Origin of the sequence: Vibrio furnissii CIP 102972 (genome assembly GCF_000176175.1) — a bacterium.
Lineage (GTDB): Bacteria > Pseudomonadota > Gammaproteobacteria > Enterobacterales > Vibrionaceae > Vibrio > Vibrio furnissii.
Genome location: NZ_ACZP01000014.1, coordinates 866,381 through 884,566, shown reverse-complemented (window position 1 = coordinate 884,566; position 18,186 = coordinate 866,381). Strand labels below are relative to the sequence as shown.

General features: G+C 53.9%; 21 protein-coding genes. 10 read left to right on the top strand and 11 right to left on the bottom strand.

Annotation, left to right across the window (positions count from 1 at the left end):
• Positions 1-66 precede the first annotated feature (66 nt).
• The gene (gene ppsR, locus VFA_RS14210) at positions 67-900 is read right to left on the bottom strand and encodes a posphoenolpyruvate synthetase regulatory kinase/phosphorylase PpsR (protein ID WP_014257746.1); all 834 of its coding nucleotides are present in this window, start codon (positions 898-900) and stop codon (positions 67-69) included.
• 155 nt (positions 901-1,055) lie between these two features.
• On the opposite strand from ppsR, the gene ppsA reads away from it, so the two are divergent.
• A complete protein-coding gene (gene ppsA / locus VFA_RS14205; protein ID WP_004727545.1) occupies positions 1,056-3,446 on the top strand; it encodes a phosphoenolpyruvate synthase in 2,391 nt (796 codons plus the stop codon).
• Positions 3,447-3,513: 67 nt separating this feature from the next.
• Here the strand turns inward: ppsA and VFA_RS14200 are convergent, their stop codons facing one another.
• Both VFA_RS14200 and VFA_RS14195 read right to left on the bottom strand, forming a co-directional pair.
• The gene (locus VFA_RS14200; protein ID WP_004727544.1) at positions 3,514-4,245 is read right to left on the bottom strand and encodes a helix-turn-helix domain-containing protein; all 732 of its coding nucleotides are present in this window, start codon (positions 4,243-4,245) and stop codon (positions 3,514-3,516) included.
• 21 nt (positions 4,246-4,266) lie between these two features.
• The gene (locus tag VFA_RS14195; RefSeq protein WP_004727543.1) at positions 4,267-4,728 is read right to left on the bottom strand and encodes a carboxymuconolactone decarboxylase family protein; all 462 of its coding nucleotides are present in this window, start codon (positions 4,726-4,728) and stop codon (positions 4,267-4,269) included.
• Positions 4,729-4,902: 174 nt separating this feature from the next.
• On the opposite strand from VFA_RS14195, the gene dsdA reads away from it, so the two are divergent.
• The gene (gene dsdA / locus VFA_RS14190) at positions 4,903-6,213 is read left to right on the top strand and encodes a D-serine ammonia-lyase (RefSeq protein WP_004727542.1); all 1,311 of its coding nucleotides are present in this window, start codon (positions 4,903-4,905) and stop codon (positions 6,211-6,213) included.
• Here the strand turns inward: dsdA and VFA_RS14185 are convergent.
• The 3 genes from VFA_RS14185 to VFA_RS14175 form a co-directional block, all read right to left on the bottom strand.
• A complete protein-coding gene (locus VFA_RS14185; RefSeq protein WP_004727541.1) occupies positions 6,210-6,626 on the bottom strand; it encodes a PaaI family thioesterase in 417 nt (138 codons plus the stop codon). The two genes, dsdA and VFA_RS14185, sit on opposite strands and share 4 nt — an antisense overlap.
• 132 nt (positions 6,627-6,758) lie before the next feature.
• On the bottom strand, positions 6,759-7,340 hold the full coding sequence (locus tag VFA_RS14180) for a hypothetical protein (protein ID WP_004727540.1): 582 nt from the start codon (positions 7,338-7,340) through the stop codon (positions 6,759-6,761).
• A 13-nt stretch (positions 7,341-7,353) separates the two neighbouring features.
• Positions 7,354-7,695, bottom strand: a complete 342-nt coding sequence (locus tag VFA_RS14175) for a DUF805 domain-containing protein (protein WP_004727539.1) — start codon at positions 7,693-7,695, stop codon at positions 7,354-7,356.
• Between the two features lie 222 nt (positions 7,696-7,917).
• Here VFA_RS14175 and VFA_RS14170 point away from each other — a divergent pair, with 222 nt between their 5' ends.
• The 7 genes from VFA_RS14170 (at position 7,918) to VFA_RS14140 (ending at position 13,058) form a co-directional block, all read left to right on the top strand.
• Positions 7,918-8,946: a helix-turn-helix domain-containing protein gene (locus VFA_RS14170; RefSeq protein ID WP_004727537.1), complete on the top strand. Its 1,029-nt coding sequence runs from the start codon at positions 7,918-7,920 to the stop codon at positions 8,944-8,946.
• A gap of 209 nt (positions 8,947-9,155) precedes the next feature.
• Positions 9,156-9,641 carry a VOC family protein gene (locus VFA_RS14165; protein ID WP_004727536.1) on the top strand — a complete coding sequence of 162 codons (486 nt, stop codon included), beginning with the start codon at positions 9,156-9,158 and terminating at the stop codon, positions 9,639-9,641.
• 217 nt (positions 9,642-9,858) lie between these two features.
• Positions 9,859-10,395 (top strand): Crp/Fnr family transcriptional regulator, encoded by a 537-nt coding sequence (locus VFA_RS14160; protein ID WP_004727535.1) that lies wholly within the window; start codon positions 9,859-9,861, stop codon positions 10,393-10,395.
• An 83-nt stretch (positions 10,396-10,478) separates the two neighbouring features.
• A complete protein-coding gene (locus VFA_RS14155; RefSeq protein ID WP_004727534.1) occupies positions 10,479-11,381 on the top strand; it encodes an NAD(P)-dependent oxidoreductase in 903 nt (300 codons plus the stop codon).
• 197 nt (positions 11,382-11,578) lie between these two features.
• Positions 11,579-11,923 carry a YajD family HNH nuclease gene (locus VFA_RS14150; protein WP_004727533.1) on the top strand — a complete coding sequence of 115 codons (345 nt, stop codon included), beginning with the start codon at positions 11,579-11,581 and terminating at the stop codon, positions 11,921-11,923.
• A gap of 32 nt (positions 11,924-11,955) precedes the next feature.
• Entirely contained in the window at positions 11,956-12,450 is a 495-nt protein-coding gene (locus tag VFA_RS14145; RefSeq protein ID WP_232281719.1) for a GNAT family N-acetyltransferase, read from the top strand.
• A gap of 176 nt (positions 12,451-12,626) precedes the next feature.
• Positions 12,627-13,058 carry a GNAT family N-acetyltransferase gene (locus VFA_RS14140; RefSeq protein WP_004727531.1) on the top strand — a complete coding sequence of 144 codons (432 nt, stop codon included), beginning with the start codon at positions 12,627-12,629 and terminating at the stop codon, positions 13,056-13,058.
• 49 nt (positions 13,059-13,107) lie between these two features.
• Here the strand turns inward: VFA_RS14140 and map are convergent, their stop codons facing one another.
• The 3 genes from map to VFA_RS14125 form a co-directional block, all read right to left on the bottom strand.
• A complete protein-coding gene (map, locus tag VFA_RS14135; RefSeq protein ID WP_004727530.1) occupies positions 13,108-13,893 on the bottom strand; it encodes a type I methionyl aminopeptidase in 786 nt (261 codons plus the stop codon).
• Positions 13,883-14,110: a ParD-like family protein gene (locus tag VFA_RS14130; RefSeq protein WP_038152288.1), complete on the bottom strand. Its 228-nt coding sequence runs from the start codon at positions 14,108-14,110 to the stop codon at positions 13,883-13,885. The genes map and VFA_RS14130 overlap by 11 nt, the downstream gene beginning before the upstream one ends.
• A 156-nt stretch (positions 14,111-14,266) precedes the next feature.
• A complete protein-coding gene (locus VFA_RS14125) occupies positions 14,267-15,025 on the bottom strand; it encodes an SDR family NAD(P)-dependent oxidoreductase (protein WP_004727528.1) in 759 nt (252 codons plus the stop codon).
• A 119-nt stretch (positions 15,026-15,144) separates the two neighbouring features.
• Between VFA_RS14125 and VFA_RS14120 the strand changes: the two genes are divergently transcribed.
• Entirely contained in the window at positions 15,145-16,071 is a 927-nt protein-coding gene (locus tag VFA_RS14120) for a LysR family transcriptional regulator (protein ID WP_004727527.1), read from the top strand.
• A 66-nt stretch (positions 16,072-16,137) separates the two neighbouring features.
• Here the strand turns inward: VFA_RS14120 and VFA_RS14115 are convergent, their stop codons facing one another.
• Both VFA_RS14115 and fecE read right to left on the bottom strand, forming a co-directional pair.
• Positions 16,138-17,223, bottom strand: a complete 1,086-nt coding sequence (locus VFA_RS14115) for a protein kinase family protein (RefSeq protein WP_004727526.1) — start codon at positions 17,221-17,223, stop codon at positions 16,138-16,140.
• A 193-nt stretch (positions 17,224-17,416) separates the two neighbouring features.
• On the bottom strand, positions 17,417-18,184 hold the full coding sequence (gene fecE / locus VFA_RS14110) for a Fe(3+) dicitrate ABC transporter ATP-binding protein FecE (RefSeq protein ID WP_004727525.1): 768 nt from the start codon (positions 18,182-18,184) through the stop codon (positions 17,417-17,419).
• Between the last annotated feature and the right edge of the window lie 2 nt (positions 18,185-18,186).

Genomic DNA, 18,186 nt, shown 5'->3' with positions numbered 1-18,186 from the left:
GGTCTGAGCGCTGAAAAAACAGGGAGCCGAGGCGCCCTGTTGATGGCTTGAAAATGGGCGTTAAGGTCAGAATAAGCGCCGTTTCAGCCCCGCTTTTTCGAGAATACGGGTGGAGATTTCTTCCACCGACAACGATGAAGTGTTGATGTACGGAATCGCTTCGCGGCGAAACAGCGCTTCGACTGTGGCGAGCTCCGTCTGACACTGCTCGGTGCTGGCGTAGTCACTGCCCGATAAGCGGTTTTCGCGGATTTCGGTCAGGCGCTCCGGGTCGATGGTGAGGCCAAACAGCTTGTGACGGTGAATTTCAAATTCCGGCAGCAGTTTGAGCGCGCGAATATCATCGGCAATAAACGGATAGTTCACCACGCGCAGGCCAAACTGCATCGCCATGTACAAACTGGTTGGGGTTTTGCCACTGCGCGACACGCCAAGCAGAATCACATCAGCCTGATCGAGGCCTTTGGTGGAGATGCCGTCATCGTGCGCCAGGGTGTATTCAATCGCGGCGATGCGGTCAAAGTAGGTGTTGGAATCTTTGCCGACACTGCGCGAACGTTGCAGTTTGGGCGTCGGTTCCATCTGAATGTCATCTTTGACGCGCTGAACAATGCTTTCCAGCACGTCATAACAGTGCGCAGGCGCATTCAGCAGACGCGTGCGAAACTCAGGAATGACGATGGAGAAGAACACCAACGGGCGAACGCCGTTGCGCTGAAATGAGTGCTCGATCTGTTTGATGAGGTCGCTCAGTTTGTCGTCGGTTTCGACAAACGGGAAGGTCTTTTCGTTCGGCACAAAAGAAAACTGGCCGAGAACGACGTGACCTAATGTTTCACATGTAATCGCGGTTCCATCCGAAACGTAGAATACATCACGGCTTTGACAATCTATTTCCATTTTCGTTTAAACATTCAAATAAATTTTATTACGATGGTTTACATAATACCGATAATAAAACCCGGCATGCCATTACGGCCCCCACAGCTTTGAAAAATTCCTCGGAATTTTTTTCAGTTGCCACGTAATCGATTGCCCTCCCCTACAAAGCTGCAATGTTTCTGGAGAAAGACATGCAAAAGAACACCCTCTGGTTCAATAGCCTATCCATGGAAGATGTCGATAAAGTCGGCGGTAAAAACGCATCACTTGGCGAAATGGTATCTAACCTCGCCAACGCCGGTGTGTCCGTACCCAACGGTTTTGCGACAACCTCTTACGCGTTCAACCAATTCCTTGATTTTGAAGGCTTGGACGATCGCATTCATACCCTGCTCGACGAACTGGACGTTGACGATGTAGAAGCCCTGCGCAAGACAGGTGCCACCATCCGTCAATGGGTATTAGATGCCCCATTCCCTGCGGATTTAGAGCAGGACATTCGAGACAACTACGACACCCTGATCGAAGGCAACCCCGAGCTTTCGGTCGCGGTTCGCTCTTCGGCTACCGCTGAAGACCTGCCAGACGCTTCGTTTGCGGGCCAGCAAGAAACCTTCCTGAACGTGAAAGGCATCGATGCGGTGCTGGAAGCGACCAAGCACGTGTACGCGTCGCTGTTTAACGACCGCGCGATCTCGTACCGCGTTCACCAAGGCTTTGACCACCGCGGCATCTCGCTGTCGGCGGGTATCCAGCGCATGGTGCGTTCAGACAAAGCGGCATCGGGCGTGATGTTCACCCTCGATACCGAATCGGGTTTCGACCAAGTCGTCTTCATTACCTCAGCTTGGGGTCTGGGCGAAATGGTGGTGCAAGGCGCGGTGAACCCAGATGAGTTCTACGTGCACAAACCGTTGCTGGAAGCAGGCCAAGCACCGATCGTGAAGAAAACCTTCGGTTCGAAGCTGGTGAAAATGATCTACGCCAACAGCCAAGTGATCGGCAAACAGGTTGAAATCATCGACACCACCGACGCCGAACGTAACCAGTTCTCTCTAAGCGATGACGAGATCAAAGAGCTGGCAAAACAAGCGATGATCATCGAGAAGCACTACCAGCGTCCAATGGACATTGAGTGGGCGAAAGACGGCATCGACGGCAAGCTGTACATCGTGCAAGCGCGTCCAGAAACCGTATGTTCACAAAGCGAACAGAACGTCATTGAGCGTTACGAGCTGAACAACAAAGCCGACATCCTGATTGAAGGCCGTGCGATCGGTCAGCGCATCGGCAGCGGCACCGTTCGTCTGGTCGATTCCCTAGATCAAATGTCACTGGTGAAAGAAGGCGATGTACTGGTCACCGACATGACCGACCCAGACTGGGAACCGGTAATGAAGAAAGCCACTGCGATCGTCACTAACCGTGGCGGCCGTACCTGTCACGCGGCAATCATCGCACGTGAACTGGGCATTCCGGCGATCGTCGGTTGTGGGAACGCCACCAGCACATTGACAGACGGCGCAACCGTGACCGTTTCGTGTGCGGAAGGGGAAACCGGCTACGTATACCAAGGCTTGCTGGACTTTGAAGTGCGCCGCTCATCGGTTGATGAACTGCCACTGCTGCCCACCAAAGTGATGATGAACGTGGGTAACCCGGATCGTGCCTTCGATTTTGCACAAATTCCGAACGAAGGGGTGGGTCTGGCGCGTCTGGAATTCATCATCAACAAGATGATCGGCATTCACCCGAAAGCGCTGCTGAACTTCGACGCGCAAACCGATGAACTGAAAGCTGAAATCACCAACCGCATTCGTGGTTACAAAGATCCAATCGATTTCTACGTCAGCAAACTGACTGAAGGTATCGCGACCATCGCCGCAGCATTCTGGCCAAAACGCGTGATCGTGCGTATGTCAGACTTCAAATCGAACGAGTACAGCAATCTGGTGGGTGGCAAGCACTACGAACCGCACGAAGAGAACCCAATGCTGGGCTTCCGCGGTGCGTCTCGCTACATCTCACCAGTGTTTGAAGACTGTTTCGAACTGGAAACGCTGGCGGTGAAACGCGTGCGTAACGAAATGGGACTGAAAAACGTCGAAATCATGATTCCATTCGTGCGTACACCAAGCGAAGCGGCATCGGTGATTGACCTGCTGGCGAAGTTTGACCTGCGCCGTGGCGAGCAAGGCCTGAAAGTGATCATGATGTGCGAACTGCCATCCAACGCGGTACTGGCGGATGAGTTCCTCAAGTACTTCGATGGGTTCTCTATCGGCTCAAACGACATGACTCAGTTGACCCTTGGCCTTGACCGTGACTCCGGTGACGTGGCGCACCTGTTTGACGAGCGCAACCCTGCGGTGAAAGTGATGCTGAAGATGGCGATTGATGCGGCAACCAAAGCGGGCAAGTACGTCGGCATTTGTGGTCAGGGTCCATCCGATCACGAAGATCTGGCGGAATGGCTGATGGAACAAGGCATCAGTTCGGTCTCGCTCAACCCAGACACCGTGATTGATACGTGGATCAAACTGGGTGAAGTGGCTGCGAAATAATTCGCTCACCGCTCCATCGAAAAAGCGCCGTCTTGCGGCGCTTTTTTTATGCCTGCTGGCCAGTCCATCAGGACTTGCGCTGGCGGACAAATTGTTTGGGCGTGATGCGGGCGATCTGTTTGCACTCGCGCGTCATGTGGGCCTGATCGGCAAAACCCTGTTCGAGCGCCAAATCGGCAAGCGACACATGGGGTTGCGCACGCAATTGCTCCAAGGTCTGTTTCACCCGCACGATGCGTTGATACTGTTTCGGCGTGATCCCCAGCCATTTCTGAAACTGGCGTTCGCGCTGACGCTGGCTGAGCGTCTCGGGCTGGCGATGAATGATATGCCCCACATCTTGCGGCTCATACTGCGCAATCAACGCGTGGCACCAGCGATATAACGTGGTGATTCTGGCAGCCGGAGAACGCGCGCTTTGCAGCGCAGAAAAGGCGGTCTGTGCCGACGCGGCAAGTGGGTGGTCGCCTGCAATGCGCAGCGGCGTCTCCAGCCGTTCACCAAACAGCTGATAGCCAACTGCGGGATGAAAGCGTACCCCCGCCACCACGGCTCCCGGTGGCAAGCCAACCTGATGAGCCAAAGTGCTGACCGGCAGCAACACCACGCCCGGCGACTGCCATTCGTCGTCCATTTGCACCTGCTGTTGCAAAATAAAGGTCACGCCCGTTCCTGCATCGCTGAGGAGTTGCCTGCGCACGGTTTGCTTGGTTTCAGGCGCAACAGAAACCGACCAGATTGCCTGAATCTGGCCGGCTAATAATCCCTGCGGTTTGAAGATCTCAAAATCTAAATCCAAACGGATGTTCCCACATTGCGATTAGTTGGGTTGATACAGCCCCACCTGCGGCTGAAACACTTTCACCATCCGGTTCCAACTGTTGATGGCATTCACCGCCACCGTCAGGTTCACCATAGCTTTATCACCAAAGGTATTCAAGGTGAGCTGATAGGCGTCATCATCCACGGGTTGACCCGCCGTCAGCAGTTCTGCCCACGCCAACGCCACGCGTTCAGCCTCGCTATAAAGTGGCATGTCTTTCCAGGCACTCAGTCCCCAGATTCGCTCGGGCTGCTCACCCATTTTGAGCGCGTCTTTGCTGTGCATGTCGATACAGAAGGCACACTGATTAATTTGCGACACACGCAACTTTACCAGTTCCCAGATGGTCATATTTAGGGTGTCCGACTGACGAAACTGGTCATGGAAGTACGCTTCTTGCGTGTACAAAATTTCCATGGCTTGCGGTGCGATGTGGATGTAGTTGATGCGTTTTGACATGGTCTTTCTCCTCTGTTTTTCACAGCATAAGGAAAGAGAAGCACCAGAGATTGAAGATTTTCGACATCCACTCGGCCAAGGTGACGCATCGGTTCAGACTTTGATTGCCCCGCCCTAGGCAAACCGACACAAATCGTTATGATGACAAGCTAAAACCCGATGAGAAGGTGCCCCATGACCGAAGCCCTTATTGAACGATTTCCATTGCTCAAACAGCTCATTGCGCTGCAAGAAACGCAATGGTTCAACCCCAACATCACCACGCTGGCGGAAGGCCTGCCCCATGTTGGCCTCAGTGAGCAAGACGTGCAGGATGCGGCTGCAAGGCTGCGCCGCTTCGCGCCGTATATTGAACACGTGTTTCCTGAAACCGCCGTCAACCAGGGCATCATCGAATCGCCGCTGGTGACCATCGATCACATGCGCCGCGCGCTGCAATCTCACTACCAAACCGACATGCCGGGCAAGCTGCTGCTCAAACTCGACAGCCACCTGCCGATTTCGGGCTCGATCAAAGCGCGAGGCGGGATTTACGAAGTACTGGCCCACGCCGAACAACTCGCACTGCAAGCGGGTTTACTTCACCTTGAAGACGATTACCGCACCCTAGCGAGCGATGAACTGCGCCACTTTTTCTCGCAGCATCAGATTGCCGTCGGATCCACCGGAAATCTCGGCCTATCGATTGGCATCATGAGCGCCAAGCTCGGCTTTCGCGTCACGGTGCACATGTCGGCCGATGCCCGTGAATGGAAAAAAGCCAAACTGCGCTCACATGGCGTCACCGTGGTGGAATACGACAGCGACTACGGCGTCGCCGTTGAACAAGGGCGCGCGCAGGCACAAAACGATCCGAGCTGCTTTTTCATCGACGATGAAAACTCCCGCACGCTGTTTCTGGGCTACGCGGTGGCCGGTGAGCGCCTCAAAGCGCAATTGGCACAGCGCGAAATTCGCGTCGACGCCGAGCATCCGCTGTTTGTTTACCTGCCGTGCGGCGTGGGCGGTGGCCCGGGCGGCGTTGCCTTTGGACTCAAACTCGCGTTTGGCGATCACGTGCACTGCCTGTTTGCCGAACCGACTCACTCGCCGTGCATGCTGCTTGGCGTGCACACCGGTTTGCACGATGCCATCAGCGTGCAAGATTTGGGCATCGATAACCTCACCGCAGCCGATGGCCTCGCCGTCGGGCGGGCATCGGGTTTTGTCGGCCGCGCCATGGAACGCCTGCTCGATGGCTATTACACCGTCAGCGACGAAACGTTATTTACGCTGCTGAAAATGCTCAGCGATTATGAACAGATTCAGCTCGAACCGTCAGCTTTGGCGGGCATGAAAGGGCCGGTCGTCGCGCAGCGCGATCACGGCTATCTCGCTCAACATGGTTTCAGTGACGCCCAACTCAGCCGCGCCACGCACTTGGTATGGGCAACCGGGGGCGGCATGGTGCCGAAAGAGGAAATGGACAAATACCTGCGCAGCTAGCTCGCTTTCACTTTCTCTTGGAGAAATTTGCCGCTGGCGCTGACCCGCAGCTCACCGTCAACGTGCAGCTGCGCGGTCAGCAGGTAAATCCCTCGGCGCACCGTATCGCAGTGCGCCGAAATCACCACCTGTTCCCCCACCACAATCGGGTGATGAAAGCGCACGTCCAACTGCGCCGTCAACGCTTCGATACCTTGGTGTAACAAACAGTGCGTCATCGCGGCATCGAGCAGCGAACTGGCGATTCCGCCATGCAGCTTTCCGCGATATCCTTGATGACGCGAACAGACGGTAAAGTGACCACTCACTTGCCCGCGCTCGTCGCACCCCAAAGCCACGCCCAATGAATAAGGATTGTGCTCGGCTGGCGAGCACACCGCGCACATTGCGTGCGATTCTAACGCCTTGGTCATCATCCACCTCACTCTCAAAAATGAAATTAGCATATGCCAATAACAAATCGAATTCTGAGGTGGAATCAATGTTTGCAGCCCCATGCACCTGATAGCGATTCATAAACCGAGTCACGATTCACGAACCTGACACTAATATTGACGTGTGTAGAGCTGCTTGAGTTGTGCCTCGGTCGCGGTTTGACAGCGCGCGGCTGACCATTCGCCATTGAGCCACGAGGTCCACTTGCGGCGCGGGTTCAAAATAAAATGCACTTGGCTGCCGATGCCGCTTTCGATCGCCACATCACCGGGTTCATGGTTGAGCCCTTGCGTTACGTGTAAGTGCTCACTTGTGACCTGATCGCCGTTTTGCAGCGCTTGCGATACTTCGCGACTGTATATGCGCAGCGTCACCGGGCCGGTTTCTTTGACCACAATACCGCCTTGTTCAAAGTTACCCGCCACGATGTGCAGCGGCGCCACAATGCACAGTTCACCATCCTCATTGCGACTCAGGTACGCGCCTTTGCCAGCGATTCCATGCAGATAAACCAGATGCCCTTCCGCCACGGTGGGCACGATGACCAGACCTTGCACATCGCTGGGGAGCCATGCCACCGTTGTGTCTTGTCCATGTTCATCCACCCGCGGGTTTTCCGTTGCCTGCGCCGCGCTTGATAGGCCAAATGCCCACACGAGTGCCAACCAAGCCGCTGTTTGAATTCGTCTCATCTTCCGTTCCTCCCTATTGCACGACATCAAAGCGATTGCGGTGCGGCTCGCTGCGCAGCGCCATCAGCACCAACAGCACGACCACACCAATCACCGGAATAAAGCACACCAAACTCCACCAGCCAGAGCGTCCGGTGTCGTGCAAACGGCGCACCGTCACCGCCACCAGCGGTAAAAAGCTGAGAATGCTGTACGCCACTTCCACCCACGGCGGCGAACCGGCGTTGATCTCCAGCGCCACCAATACAAGGCTGACCAGCAGATTGACTAAAAAGAACATCCAGTACGCCTGACGCGTCGCTCGCCCGGAAAAACTCAGCCCAAGTTGCCACGCCTGCCAATACCAATTCATCATCGCGCTCCTTTTTCTCGCCCATGACCTCTGTCGTTAAACATGTTGTCCGGCAATTGCGCCGAACAGGGTCAATTTGGCGCAATGCCTTGGCGGGCGCGTCCTCGATCCGGTTCGAGGACTTCCTCAATCCGGTTTGAGGACCGCAATCGCTTCACGTGACGCAGAGAAATCGGTAGGCTTAGCACGTTGGATGATGAAACGTTACCCATGTAAGGAAACCCGATGATCGCCATTCCCCTGCCCTTTGTTGTCTCATTGCTGCTGTTGATGTTGGCGATCGTGTTGTGGGTCAAATCCGATGCGGCGACCAAACCCGCCAGCTGGTTTACCGCGCTCTGCGCTTTAACCACAGCAATTGTCGGCCTGCGCTGGACGCTGGATATCGCGCTGTTTCGCATGTTGCAGCCAGTGTGTGCCGCGATGGTGCCGATGGCGGCTTGGCACTGTTTTCGCCGCGCCCACCAACCCGGACGACTTGCGCGCCTGCATTGGCTCGGGCCACTGGTGATTGCCGTGGGGTCGCTAAGCTATCCGTATTGGCATGCGCCACTGGATTTGATGCTGACGGCGCTGTATATCGGCTACGGTATCGCGCTGCTGCTGGCCTCGCGCAGTGAAGCGCCACAAGTTCGGTTGTCCGATATGGACTGGGTGCGCTACGCCGAGCGCATCGCCGGTTGCATGCTGCTGTTTTCTGCCTGCATTGATGGCGCGCTAACGCTTGATTTCGCGCTGTATGAGGGCCGCCACGCGATGTATGTGCTGGCGGTCGGTTACACCCTATTGTTGCCCACCTTGGCGTTAGCAGTGGTGATGGTGGCGCAAAGTACTTTGCACGTAACTGAAGAAGCGCCACAAGCGAGCGCGCCGGACTCTGCCGTTGAGCAAAGCGACAACAATGCGATGAGTGATGAACACGCGCAGGCGATTCTGACGCGACTCGATACGCTGATGAAAGAAAAGCAGGCATTTCTCGATCCGGATTTAACCCTGGATCGTCTGGCGCGCAAACTGACGATTCCCGCGCGGCAGATTTCAATGGCGGTCAATCAGATTCACGGCCGCAACATCTCAAAAATACTCAATGAATATCGCATCGAGTACGCCAAGCAGCGTTTGCTACGCAGCGATGAGAGCATTACGCAGGTCTATCTGAATTCCGGTTTTCAAACCAAATCCAACTTCAATCGTGAATTCAGCCGCGTGACCGGACTGACGCCCAGCGGCTTTCGTCAACGTGAAACCCAATAAGCCATGCCATCTCGCTCGATAAACCCCGCGATGGTGTTCGACGAGTCACGTCATCGGCGGTGTCGCGACGTCCCGAACGGGCAGAAAACAATAACAAAACATTATTATTTTTATAAATATTGATAATTTTTTAATTCAAATCCAATTCCCTATACTTCTCTCCATCGACACAAACAGCGAAACAAACAACTCAATTTTTGGAGAATCGTATGAAAATGAATCACGTGGGCATCATGGTTGGCAACATGAACAAAGCCGTCGAGTTCTACACAAAAGCCTTGGGGCTGAGCATTGTGATGGACAATACCCAAGTGACCGAAGAGCGCGAAACCGCAATTGGCCGCATGTGTATCGCAGTCTTTGGGGAAGGGTTTAAAGGCTTTAACATCGCGCATCTGCTAACCAATGATGGCATCGGTTTCGAGCTGTTCGAAATGAAAGAACGCCAAGAACGTCACCAAGTCGACTTTTCTCGCATCGGCATCTTCCACTTCTGTCTGCAAACCGATGATTTCGAAGGCACCATTCAACGCGTGGAAGCGTTTGGCGGTAAAGTGCGAATGGACATCATGCGCTACCACCCAGAAGACGACAACAAACAAGCAAAAATGGTGTATCTGGAAGACCCGTTCGGCAACCTGTTCGAACTCTACTCACACACTTACGCAGAAACATACGCGTCTGATTACGAGTAAGCTAACCTTCCCAAGCTCACAAGGATTGGTCGCTCGGCCAATCCTTTTTTCTCTTCCCGAACATCCCAATGAATGCGCAGGTCACCCCGCGGCATGACCTGCGCGCAAACCCGCTTTAGATTTGTGCACTGGATTCCGAGAGAAGAAGACTTGGGAATTGACGCTGTGATAGTCTGAACGCTGCACAACATCGTTGCACTCGTTCTGGGGAAACACCATGAGTTCTTCAATCTTCTCAACATTTCCACATTTGATTCAAGTGGGCCACATCCGTCATGTCAAAAAGAGAGAAACCCTTCTTAACGAGGGAGACATCTGTGATGCGGTGTACATCATCGAGAAAGGCTGCGTGAGATCGTGGTTTAACCATCATGGCAACGATGTGACGTTTCAGTTCTTTTTTGAAGGCGACATCGTCACATCGTTTGATAGCTTCAAACGCAACCTTCCAGCGCTATACAACATCGAAACCATTACCGAATGTCGGTTGCACGCCATCAACAAACATGAATTCAATCAACAGTTAGCGGATCACGCGCCGTTCAAGCAAGCCGTTGATGATTACATCACAGAACGGCTTTACCATTACCAAGCGTTGTTCATCTCGCGCATCAAAAACAACCCCCAACAGCGCTACGAAGAGTTACTCCACAAGCAACCCGATATTTTTGACAAAGTTCCTCATCATTACATCGCCACGTATCTGGGCATCACCCCTGTGTCTTTAAGCCGCATCAAAGCAAAAAGTCGGTGATTCGTTAACAATTGTTAAGGCTGAAAACACCTCGCTCGATAAAGTGTTCACCATCAAAGACAAACCCTAGTAGGTGAATACATATGAACACATCAGCACTCAAAATTGGTTTTATTGGCCTTGGTAAAATGGGCTCAGGTATCTGTGAAAATATTCAAAAAGCAGGATATTCATTAACGGTTTACAACAGAACCGTATCGAAAACGGAGCCATTCCAGCAACGTGGCGCTAACGTCGCAAGCAGCATCAAACAACTCGTTGAGCAATCCGATATCATTTTCACCAGTGTGCTGGATGACAAATCGCTCAACGACTTATGCCAAGGAGAACATGGTATTCTCGAGTCCATGACCGCAGGGAAGATCCATGTCGGCTTGACAACCATCCAACCAACCACCGCAGATGCGCTCAAAACGGGACATGAAAAACGCGCGTGCCACTACATTGCTGCACCGGTCGTCGGCCGCCCAGACGCCGCTGCTGCGGGTCAATTGATTACGTTTCTTGCCGGTAATACGACTGCGATCGACGCGGTGTTACCCATCATTGACACCTATACCGTGAAACACGTCTTGGTCGGTTCAGTGGCAAGTTCAGCCAACGCCATGAAAATATGCGTGAACTACATGGCAATGGCTCAGCTCGCCATGTTGGGCGAAATCTTTACCTTTGCTGAGAAACGTCAGTTGGATCAAAGACAAGTGCTCGCCGTGGCCAAAATGTTCTTTGCTGGGAACGAAGCAATGAGCAGCTACGCAGAAAAAATAGCAAATCGAGAATTTGACACTGTGGGGTTTGACCTGAGCGCCGGATTGAAAGACGCATTGATTTTTGATACCGCGTTCACCGCTTGTGGCGTGAAACCTTCAGCAATTTTAGGCGCAAAAGAGAATTTAATTGCCGCCAACGCCAACGGCTTAGGTAATAAAGACTGGAGTGCATTAACCGAGATCACACGCCAGTTGGCAGGGTTGTCCAACCAATAAAATGGCCCACTCAGCCTCCTTTTTCCTCATTAGGTCATTGCGTTCCCTGTCGCTCGTTGGCAACGGGGAACGGGATCGCAACGCTCTGCGTACATCTCAATCCCAGCCCACTCAACGCCCCACTGAATCTGGGTCACTGTTTCCGGCCTCGTTGTCGTGATAGCATCGGCGCATACTCTATTTTGTGGAAGACAACCATGTCATCAGATCATTACGGCACCAGTGCCAATTACGCTCGTAAAGAAGCCGGTTATCGCGAAAAAGCACTCAAACTCTACCCTTGGGTATGCGGCCGATGTGCACGAGAATTTGTTTATTCCAACCTGCGTGAATTGACGGTTCACCACAAAGATCACGACCACACCAACAATCCTGAAGATGGCAGCAACTGGGAACTGTTGTGTCTGTATTGCCATGATCATGAGCACAGCAAATACCTCGAGCATGATTTGTACGGCAGCGAAATTAAGCCCGGCCAAGATGAACATCAAGGCGCGACGTACAACCCGTTTGCAGACTTAGCCAAGATGATGAAAAAATAATGGCTCTTGAGCCTGCGCTTTTGGACTCAAGCGTGCAGAAGCCTCGCGTGACACGCGAAGCAACGGTGAACGATCTGCACGCCTTGGTGGCGCTCTTTGTGACGGAGAACCAACACAACGCCACGTTGGCGCCGGAGACCGTGCGCGTCACCAGCGATGTGCTGACAGCACCAGAGTTGCAAGCGATCATCGATGATGCCGGGCAGCAGCTTCTCGTGGCCGAACACGAAGGCCTCGTGGTCGGCGCGTTACTTGGTCAAATCACCCGGACGCGAGAACACCGGTGGGTACAGTCGCGCTGCACGGGATACGTCGACGAGTTGATTGTGTCACCGCACGCTCGCCGACAAGGCGTCGCCGATGACCTGTTGGCAGCATTTGAAAGCTGGGCAGCCGCGCAAGGTGCGACAGCGCTTGAATTGCACGTGTGGTCAAACAACGATGGCGCCATCCGTTTCTACGCACAATCCGGCTTTGCCGAAAAACAGCACCTGCTGACCAAGCCACTGCGGCGCGAAACACCCTGATCCGCGAAAAACAACCTGATCGGCGTAAAACGTAGCGAATGATATCGCCGTAAATGGAGAGCACCGTAAATGGAGAGCACCTTAAATGGATCGCACGATGGTGTTGAACAGCGCCCCTCATACCAGAAGAATACACCAACAAAATGTACGAAAAGAATGCACCAAGAGATTGCCCCATGATCATCGAAACCGCAGGGCCTGAACACTATCCGCAACTGTTAGCGGTATGGGAAAATTCCGTTCGCGCCACACACGACTTCATCACAGAAGATGACATCGCGTTTTTTAAACCGCTGATTCTTGAACACGCCTTTTCGGCGGTCGCGCTGCGCTACATCAGAAACGCGGTAGGCGCTATTGTCGGCTTTATTGGCGTGCACGAGGGCAAGATTGAAATGCTGTTTGTGTTGAATGAAGCACGTGGTCAAGGTATCGGCAAACAGTTGTTACTGCACGCCATGGAACACATGGCTGCAAACGCCGTCGATGTGAACGAACAAAACCCCGCTGCGACGGGGTTTTATCAGCACATGGGCTTTCATGTGGTCTCCCGATCGCCCTTAGACGACCTCGGCAAACCGTTCCCGATTCTGCACATGGCGCGGTGACGGTCGATACACCGTGCCCAGCCCCAAATGTGGCATGGCCTGACGCCCTTTAGGCCTCTGGCAATTGTTCCTCATCGCGTAGCGTCAACACTTCATAGCCCGTATGAGTCACTAAAATCGTGTGCTCTGACTGCGCCGACAGCTTTTTATCGCGCGTGATCACCGTCCACCCATCGTTCTTGGTTTTGATCTTGGCGGTGCCTTGGTTAATCATCGGTTCGATCGTGAAGGTCATCCCTTCTTTCAACGTCAACCCTCGATTGGGCAAACCGTAATGCAGCACTTGCGGTTCTTCATGCATTTCGCGCCCAATACCATGGCCGCAGTATTCGCGTACCACGCTATAACCGCGAGATTCTGCATAGTGCTGAATGGCGTGGCCGATATCACCCAATTTTGCGCCCGGTTTCACCAATTTAATCCCTTCCCACATGGCGTTGTAGGTAGTGTCCACCAGCTTTTTGGCCAGCGGTGAGGCATCTGGCATCACGTACATTTTGCTCGAATCGGCGATGAAACCATTTTTCTCCAGCGTGATATCGAGGTTGACGATGTCGCCGCGTTTGAGAAATTGCGTCACCTTCGGCACGCCGTGGCACACCACTTCGTTGATCGATGAATTGAGCACAAACTCATAGCCGTATTGGCCTTTGCTGGCTGGGCGTGCGTTCAGTTCTTGTTCAATAAACGCTTCCACCGTGTTGTTGATGTCCATGGTCGACACGCCCGGTTGAACGTAGGTGTCCAACATCTTGAACACCTGCGCCAGTAATCTGCCCGACTCGCGCATCAATGCAATGTCATCTTCCGATTTGATGTGAATGTCATGATTCATGATTTGCCTCTGCGGTCACCGCAATGTGGGTGGCAGACACATTCACCGATTGCATTAAGTTCGCCACGATTTCATTGAAAGAGAGTTGCGGATGCAATTCCGCCAACATGCCCATTTTGATCCAGAATTCTGCTTGAGAGTTGATTGAGCGTGACATCACCGAACTTGCTTTGCGCAGTTCTTCATGCAGCTCATCGGAGATTTTTACGATGCCCATGATGATACGATACATATATAAAACGTACATGCATTGTATTGAGAATGTTTCATGAGTCAAGCGGCAGAGCTGCGACGTGTCGTCATGCCTGCTGCCCGGTGCAAACAAAACGCCCCGAGCCAACGGCCCGGGGCATTTCAATACGCTCGATAAAACTTATAAGAACATGCCGCCAGACGCTTCGATGCGCTGACCTTGGATCCATCCGGTGTCGCCGACCAGCAGTGAAGCCATCACGCCGCCGATGTCATCCGGCAGCCCCGCACGGCCCAACGCGGTGTTGGCCGACACATGCGCATTGATCGCCTCCACATCACGCACCGCGCCACCGCCAAAATCGGTTTCAATCGCCCCTGGCGCGAGAACGTTAACGCGAATCCCCCGGCTGCCCAGCTCTTTAGCCAGATAACGGGTATAGACTTCAATCGCTCCTTTCATCGCGGCATACACCCCTTTCCCCGGCATGGCAAAACGGGTCAGGCCGGATGAAACATTAAGAATACGACCACCATCACGTAGCAAAGGAGCCAGCGCCTGCGTCAAGAAAAACACACCTTTGAAATGAATATTGCACAGGCGATCAAACAGCGCTTCGCTGGCGTCGGTCAGGCTGGCATCCATACCAATGCCGGCATTGTTGACCAGAAAATCGAAATCGTCCCGCTGCCAATGTGTGGCTAAAACCTGCTTCACTTCGGCCACAAACGGCTCAAATTCGCTGATGTTGCCGGTATCGAGCTGAATCGCCACGGCTTTGCGGCCGAGCGCTTCAATCTCTGCCACCACTTGCTGCGCCTGCTCGGCCTGACTGTGGTAGGTGAGAATAATATCCACGCCCTGCTTGGCCAGTTTCAGCGCGCCATTTTGGCCCAGCCCACGGCTGGCACCGGTGATCAAAGCAATACGAGAATCCATTGGAGTTTCCTTTTTTGGTGTTGGGTTACAGTCAATACAGCTTATTAGCCAACATAAGTAGGATAAACAACGATAAATTGATTACACTATTCATCATTCACGAACAATAGGAGCCATCCATGGATCGCCTGACTGCCATGCACACCTTTGTGCGCGTTGCGGAGCTTGCCAGCTTCAGCCGCGCTGCCGAAGAGTTAGGGCTGCCGAAAGCCAGCGTCTCAAATCACATCCAACTGCTTGAAACGCAGGCAGGCGCGCGCCTTTTGCAGCGCACGACACGCAAAGTGTCGTTAACGCCTGACGGACGCACCTACTATGAGCGTTGCCTCGATCTGCTGGCTGAATTTGAAGAACTCGATACTTTATTCGTCCAAACAGAGCAGCAGCTCAGCGGGCGCATTCGGGTCGACATGCCAACGGGGATGGCAAAAGGCGTGGTTGTGCCGCATCTGGCCGAATTTCTGCAGCAGCATCCGGGCGTTCAGTTGGAACTGAGCAGCACTGATCGCCGCGTCGATGTGGTGCGGGAAGGGTTTGATTTTGTGGTTCGTGCCGGGCAGTTGAGTGATTCAGCGCTGATCGCACGTAAGGTGTGTGACATGGCGGTACGTACCTATGCCAGCCCCGACTATCTGGCGCGCCATGGCGAGCCGCAAACGCCGGATGACTTATCGCACCATCAACTGGTGCACTACGCGCAAAATCTCGGCGGTCAGCCGGACGGTTGGGAATACTGGGATGGCGAACGGTTGCGCACCATTGAGATGGCGGGCGCGCTGACGGTCAACAATGCCGAGTCTTACACCGCGGCGTGTTTGGCGGGCATCGGGCTGATTCAAACGCCAGAATCGGGCGTGCGTAAGCTGGTCGCCAGCGGGCAATTGGTTGAAGTGCTGGCAAACTTCACTTGTCAGCCGCTGCCCGTGTACCTGCTCTATCCACATCGCCGACATCTCGCCAAGCGGGTCCGCGTTTTGATGGACTGGATGACGGCGTTGATTCAGCACAAATTGCAGTCCGTTCATGATGAGCCCCGCCATGATTAGTCAACGGACTGCGCGGCGCAAACGGCGCTCTGAACCAACCCATCGCCAAGTTGACGAATTGCTGGGCTAACGAATCTGATACTGCTGCGCCAGCTCACGCTTGCGTTGATAATCATTCGTCAGTTGCGTGGCTGATTTGCCGTGATTGGCATAAAACAGGCCGCCATGTTGCGCGATATTGGAGTAATCGTTCGCAATCACATCCAGCACGTAATCGATGCGTTTCAGGGTCAGCGGCGTGCACGACTGACCGTGCAGATCGTCTTCAATATCGAGCACGTGAGAGCGAAACGCCTCCAGTTGAAACAGATGAACGAGCGCGTGTTCACTGCTCAGCGCCGTTTGCCAACGCGCTATGATTTGGCGGTAATGCGCCAGCACGGGTGAAGTCGCCTGCTGAGTGTGTAGCCAATGCATTTTGCGCTGATAACTCGCCACAGCCCGTTGTTTCAGTTGGCGAAACAGGGTCAGTTGCTGCGTCTCGGTCAGTGCGCTGGACAACAACCAGCCAAAGAAGAAGCGGGTTTCAAAACGTTCCACCGCATGAAATATCGGGTCTTGCGTGCCGTTGCTGTTGAACTCGCGCAGCGGATCAAACGGGTACATGTAACCAAAGTCAAACAGCCACAGCTGATTGTCGCTGTCCACCAGCATATTCCCGCTGCACAAATCCCACTCCATCAGCCCTTGGGCTTCGCATGCCTCCAGCGTCACCAACAGTTGCTCCATCAAATCCGGCGTCAGCGTTTGGATGTGTTGCCCGTCAATCCACGGCGAGAGCAGAATGCCCAGCCGATAATCCGCATAGAGCGTGGGCACAATGTGGGCAAAGCGCGGCGCGGTGGCCGGATTTGCTTTCAGGGCATGAAAATCTCGCCTGCGCTGCACTTCGTTGAGAAACGAATATTGCCCGTCAAGATTGGCAACTTTGGCCGTCTGGCGGCGTTTTTTCAGATTGTAATCCTGCCCGTTCACCCGCAGGTGAAACACCTCCGCAGTCAGACCAGAACCAATCACCTCAACCACGTATGGCGAATCGGCGTTTAATGTCGCCAGTTGCTCCGGCGGCAACGGGCAGTGGCTCACGTCACCGACGATCAGCGGCGCGTCACTTTGATCAAAGTGTTGTTGGGCTTGTTGTCTTGCGTTCATGTTCACCTCGTTGATGTCACGCTGCCATTGCAGCGCGATCGGGTGAAAAAAGCATCCTACCCCCAGCTAAAACCTTGGGCGCAGAATGAAAGAGGGAGAACGATCATCGGGGCGTAGACAAGAAAAATGTTCCCGCTTAGACGAGGTTCAGGGCCTCAATCTCAAGCGGGAAGTACTGGGGAGTGCGCGCAGATCAGCGAACAATGCACATTGGCGTGCCAGCAATCGGGTCGCGGTGAATTTCCGCATCCAGTTCAAACACATTGGCGAGCAGTTGCGGCGTCATCACGTCGCCAGGTGCCCCTTCGCCAACAATGCGTCCGCGCTGCATCACAATCAGGTGGTCGCAATAACGGCATGCCTGATTGATGTCGTGCAGCACCGTGACAATGGTTTTGCCCTGCTGATTGAGCAGGCACATCAGCTTCATCAGTTCGACCTGATGGTTGATATCAAGGTAAGTCGTCGGTTCGTCGAGCAGCACAAAATCGGTATCTTGCGCCAAGGTCAGGGCCAGCCACACGCGCTGACGCTGACCGCCGGACAGATCCGACACCGCGCGCTCGGCAAATTCCGCCACGCCGGTCGCCTGCATCGCTTGCTCGACCATGCGCTTGTCCTCGCTAGACAGCTGGCCCCAGAATCCAGTGTACGGACTGCGACCATACGCCACTGCTTCGCGCACACTCACCCCTTCCGGCGGCTCCTGCGATTGTGGCAACAGTGCCAGTTGCTGTGCCAACAAACGCGACGGCACCTGCGCGATCGGTTTGCCCTGCCACAACACCTGCCCGCTTTCGGCATGGAGAATGCGTGACAAGGTTTTCAGCAACGTGGATTTCCCACAGCCGTTGGGGCCGAGCAACGCAGTAATTTTGCCTTCCGGAATGACGACATCCACACCGTTCACGATCGGCCCTTTGCCATAGCCGACAATCAGATTTTCAGTGGTTAAACGCATGG

What these genes read in the sequence shown, in the direction of transcription:
- ppsR (WP_014257746.1), bottom strand. Translation starts at nt 900, where the DNA reads ATGGAAATAGATTGTCAAAGCCGTGATGTATTCTACGTTTCGGATGGA.
- ppsA (WP_004727545.1), top strand. Translation starts at nt 1,056, where the DNA reads ATGTTTCTGGAGAAAGACATGCAAAAGAACACCCTCTGGTTCAATAGC.
- VFA_RS14195 (WP_004727543.1), bottom strand. Translation starts at nt 4,728, where the DNA reads ATGTCAAAACGCATCAACTACATCCACATCGCACCGCAAGCCATGGAA.
- dsdA (WP_004727542.1), top strand. Translation starts at nt 4,903, where the DNA reads ATGACCGAAGCCCTTATTGAACGATTTCCATTGCTCAAACAGCTCATT.
- VFA_RS14185 (WP_004727541.1), bottom strand. Translation starts at nt 6,626, where the DNA reads ATGACCAAGGCGTTAGAATCGCACGCAATGTGCGCGGTGTGCTCGCCA.
- VFA_RS14180 (WP_004727540.1), bottom strand. Translation starts at nt 7,340, where the DNA reads ATGAGACGAATTCAAACAGCGGCTTGGTTGGCACTCGTGTGGGCATTT.
- VFA_RS14175 (WP_004727539.1), bottom strand. Translation starts at nt 7,695, where the DNA reads ATGATGAATTGGTATTGGCAGGCGTGGCAACTTGGGCTGAGTTTTTCC.
- VFA_RS14170 (WP_004727537.1), top strand. Translation starts at nt 7,918, where the DNA reads ATGATCGCCATTCCCCTGCCCTTTGTTGTCTCATTGCTGCTGTTGATG.
- VFA_RS14165 (WP_004727536.1), top strand. Translation starts at nt 9,156, where the DNA reads ATGAAAATGAATCACGTGGGCATCATGGTTGGCAACATGAACAAAGCC.
- VFA_RS14160 (WP_004727535.1), top strand. Translation starts at nt 9,859, where the DNA reads ATGAGTTCTTCAATCTTCTCAACATTTCCACATTTGATTCAAGTGGGC.
- VFA_RS14155 (WP_004727534.1), top strand. Translation starts at nt 10,479, where the DNA reads ATGAACACATCAGCACTCAAAATTGGTTTTATTGGCCTTGGTAAAATG.
- VFA_RS14150 (WP_004727533.1), top strand. Translation starts at nt 11,579, where the DNA reads ATGTCATCAGATCATTACGGCACCAGTGCCAATTACGCTCGTAAAGAA.
- VFA_RS14140 (WP_004727531.1), top strand. Translation starts at nt 12,627, where the DNA reads ATGATCATCGAAACCGCAGGGCCTGAACACTATCCGCAACTGTTAGCG.
- map (WP_004727530.1), bottom strand. Translation starts at nt 13,893, where the DNA reads ATGAATCATGACATTCACATCAAATCGGAAGATGACATTGCATTGATG.
- VFA_RS14130 (WP_038152288.1), bottom strand. Translation starts at nt 14,110, where the DNA reads ATGGGCATCGTAAAAATCTCCGATGAGCTGCATGAAGAACTGCGCAAA.
- VFA_RS14125 (WP_004727528.1), bottom strand. Translation starts at nt 15,025, where the DNA reads ATGGATTCTCGTATTGCTTTGATCACCGGTGCCAGCCGTGGGCTGGGC.
- VFA_RS14120 (WP_004727527.1), top strand. Translation starts at nt 15,145, where the DNA reads ATGGATCGCCTGACTGCCATGCACACCTTTGTGCGCGTTGCGGAGCTT.
- VFA_RS14115 (WP_004727526.1), bottom strand. Translation starts at nt 17,223, where the DNA reads ATGAACGCAAGACAACAAGCCCAACAACACTTTGATCAAAGTGACGCG.
- fecE (WP_004727525.1), bottom strand. Translation starts at nt 18,184, where the DNA reads ATGCGTTTAACCACTGAAAATCTGATTGTCGGCTATGGCAAAGGGCCG.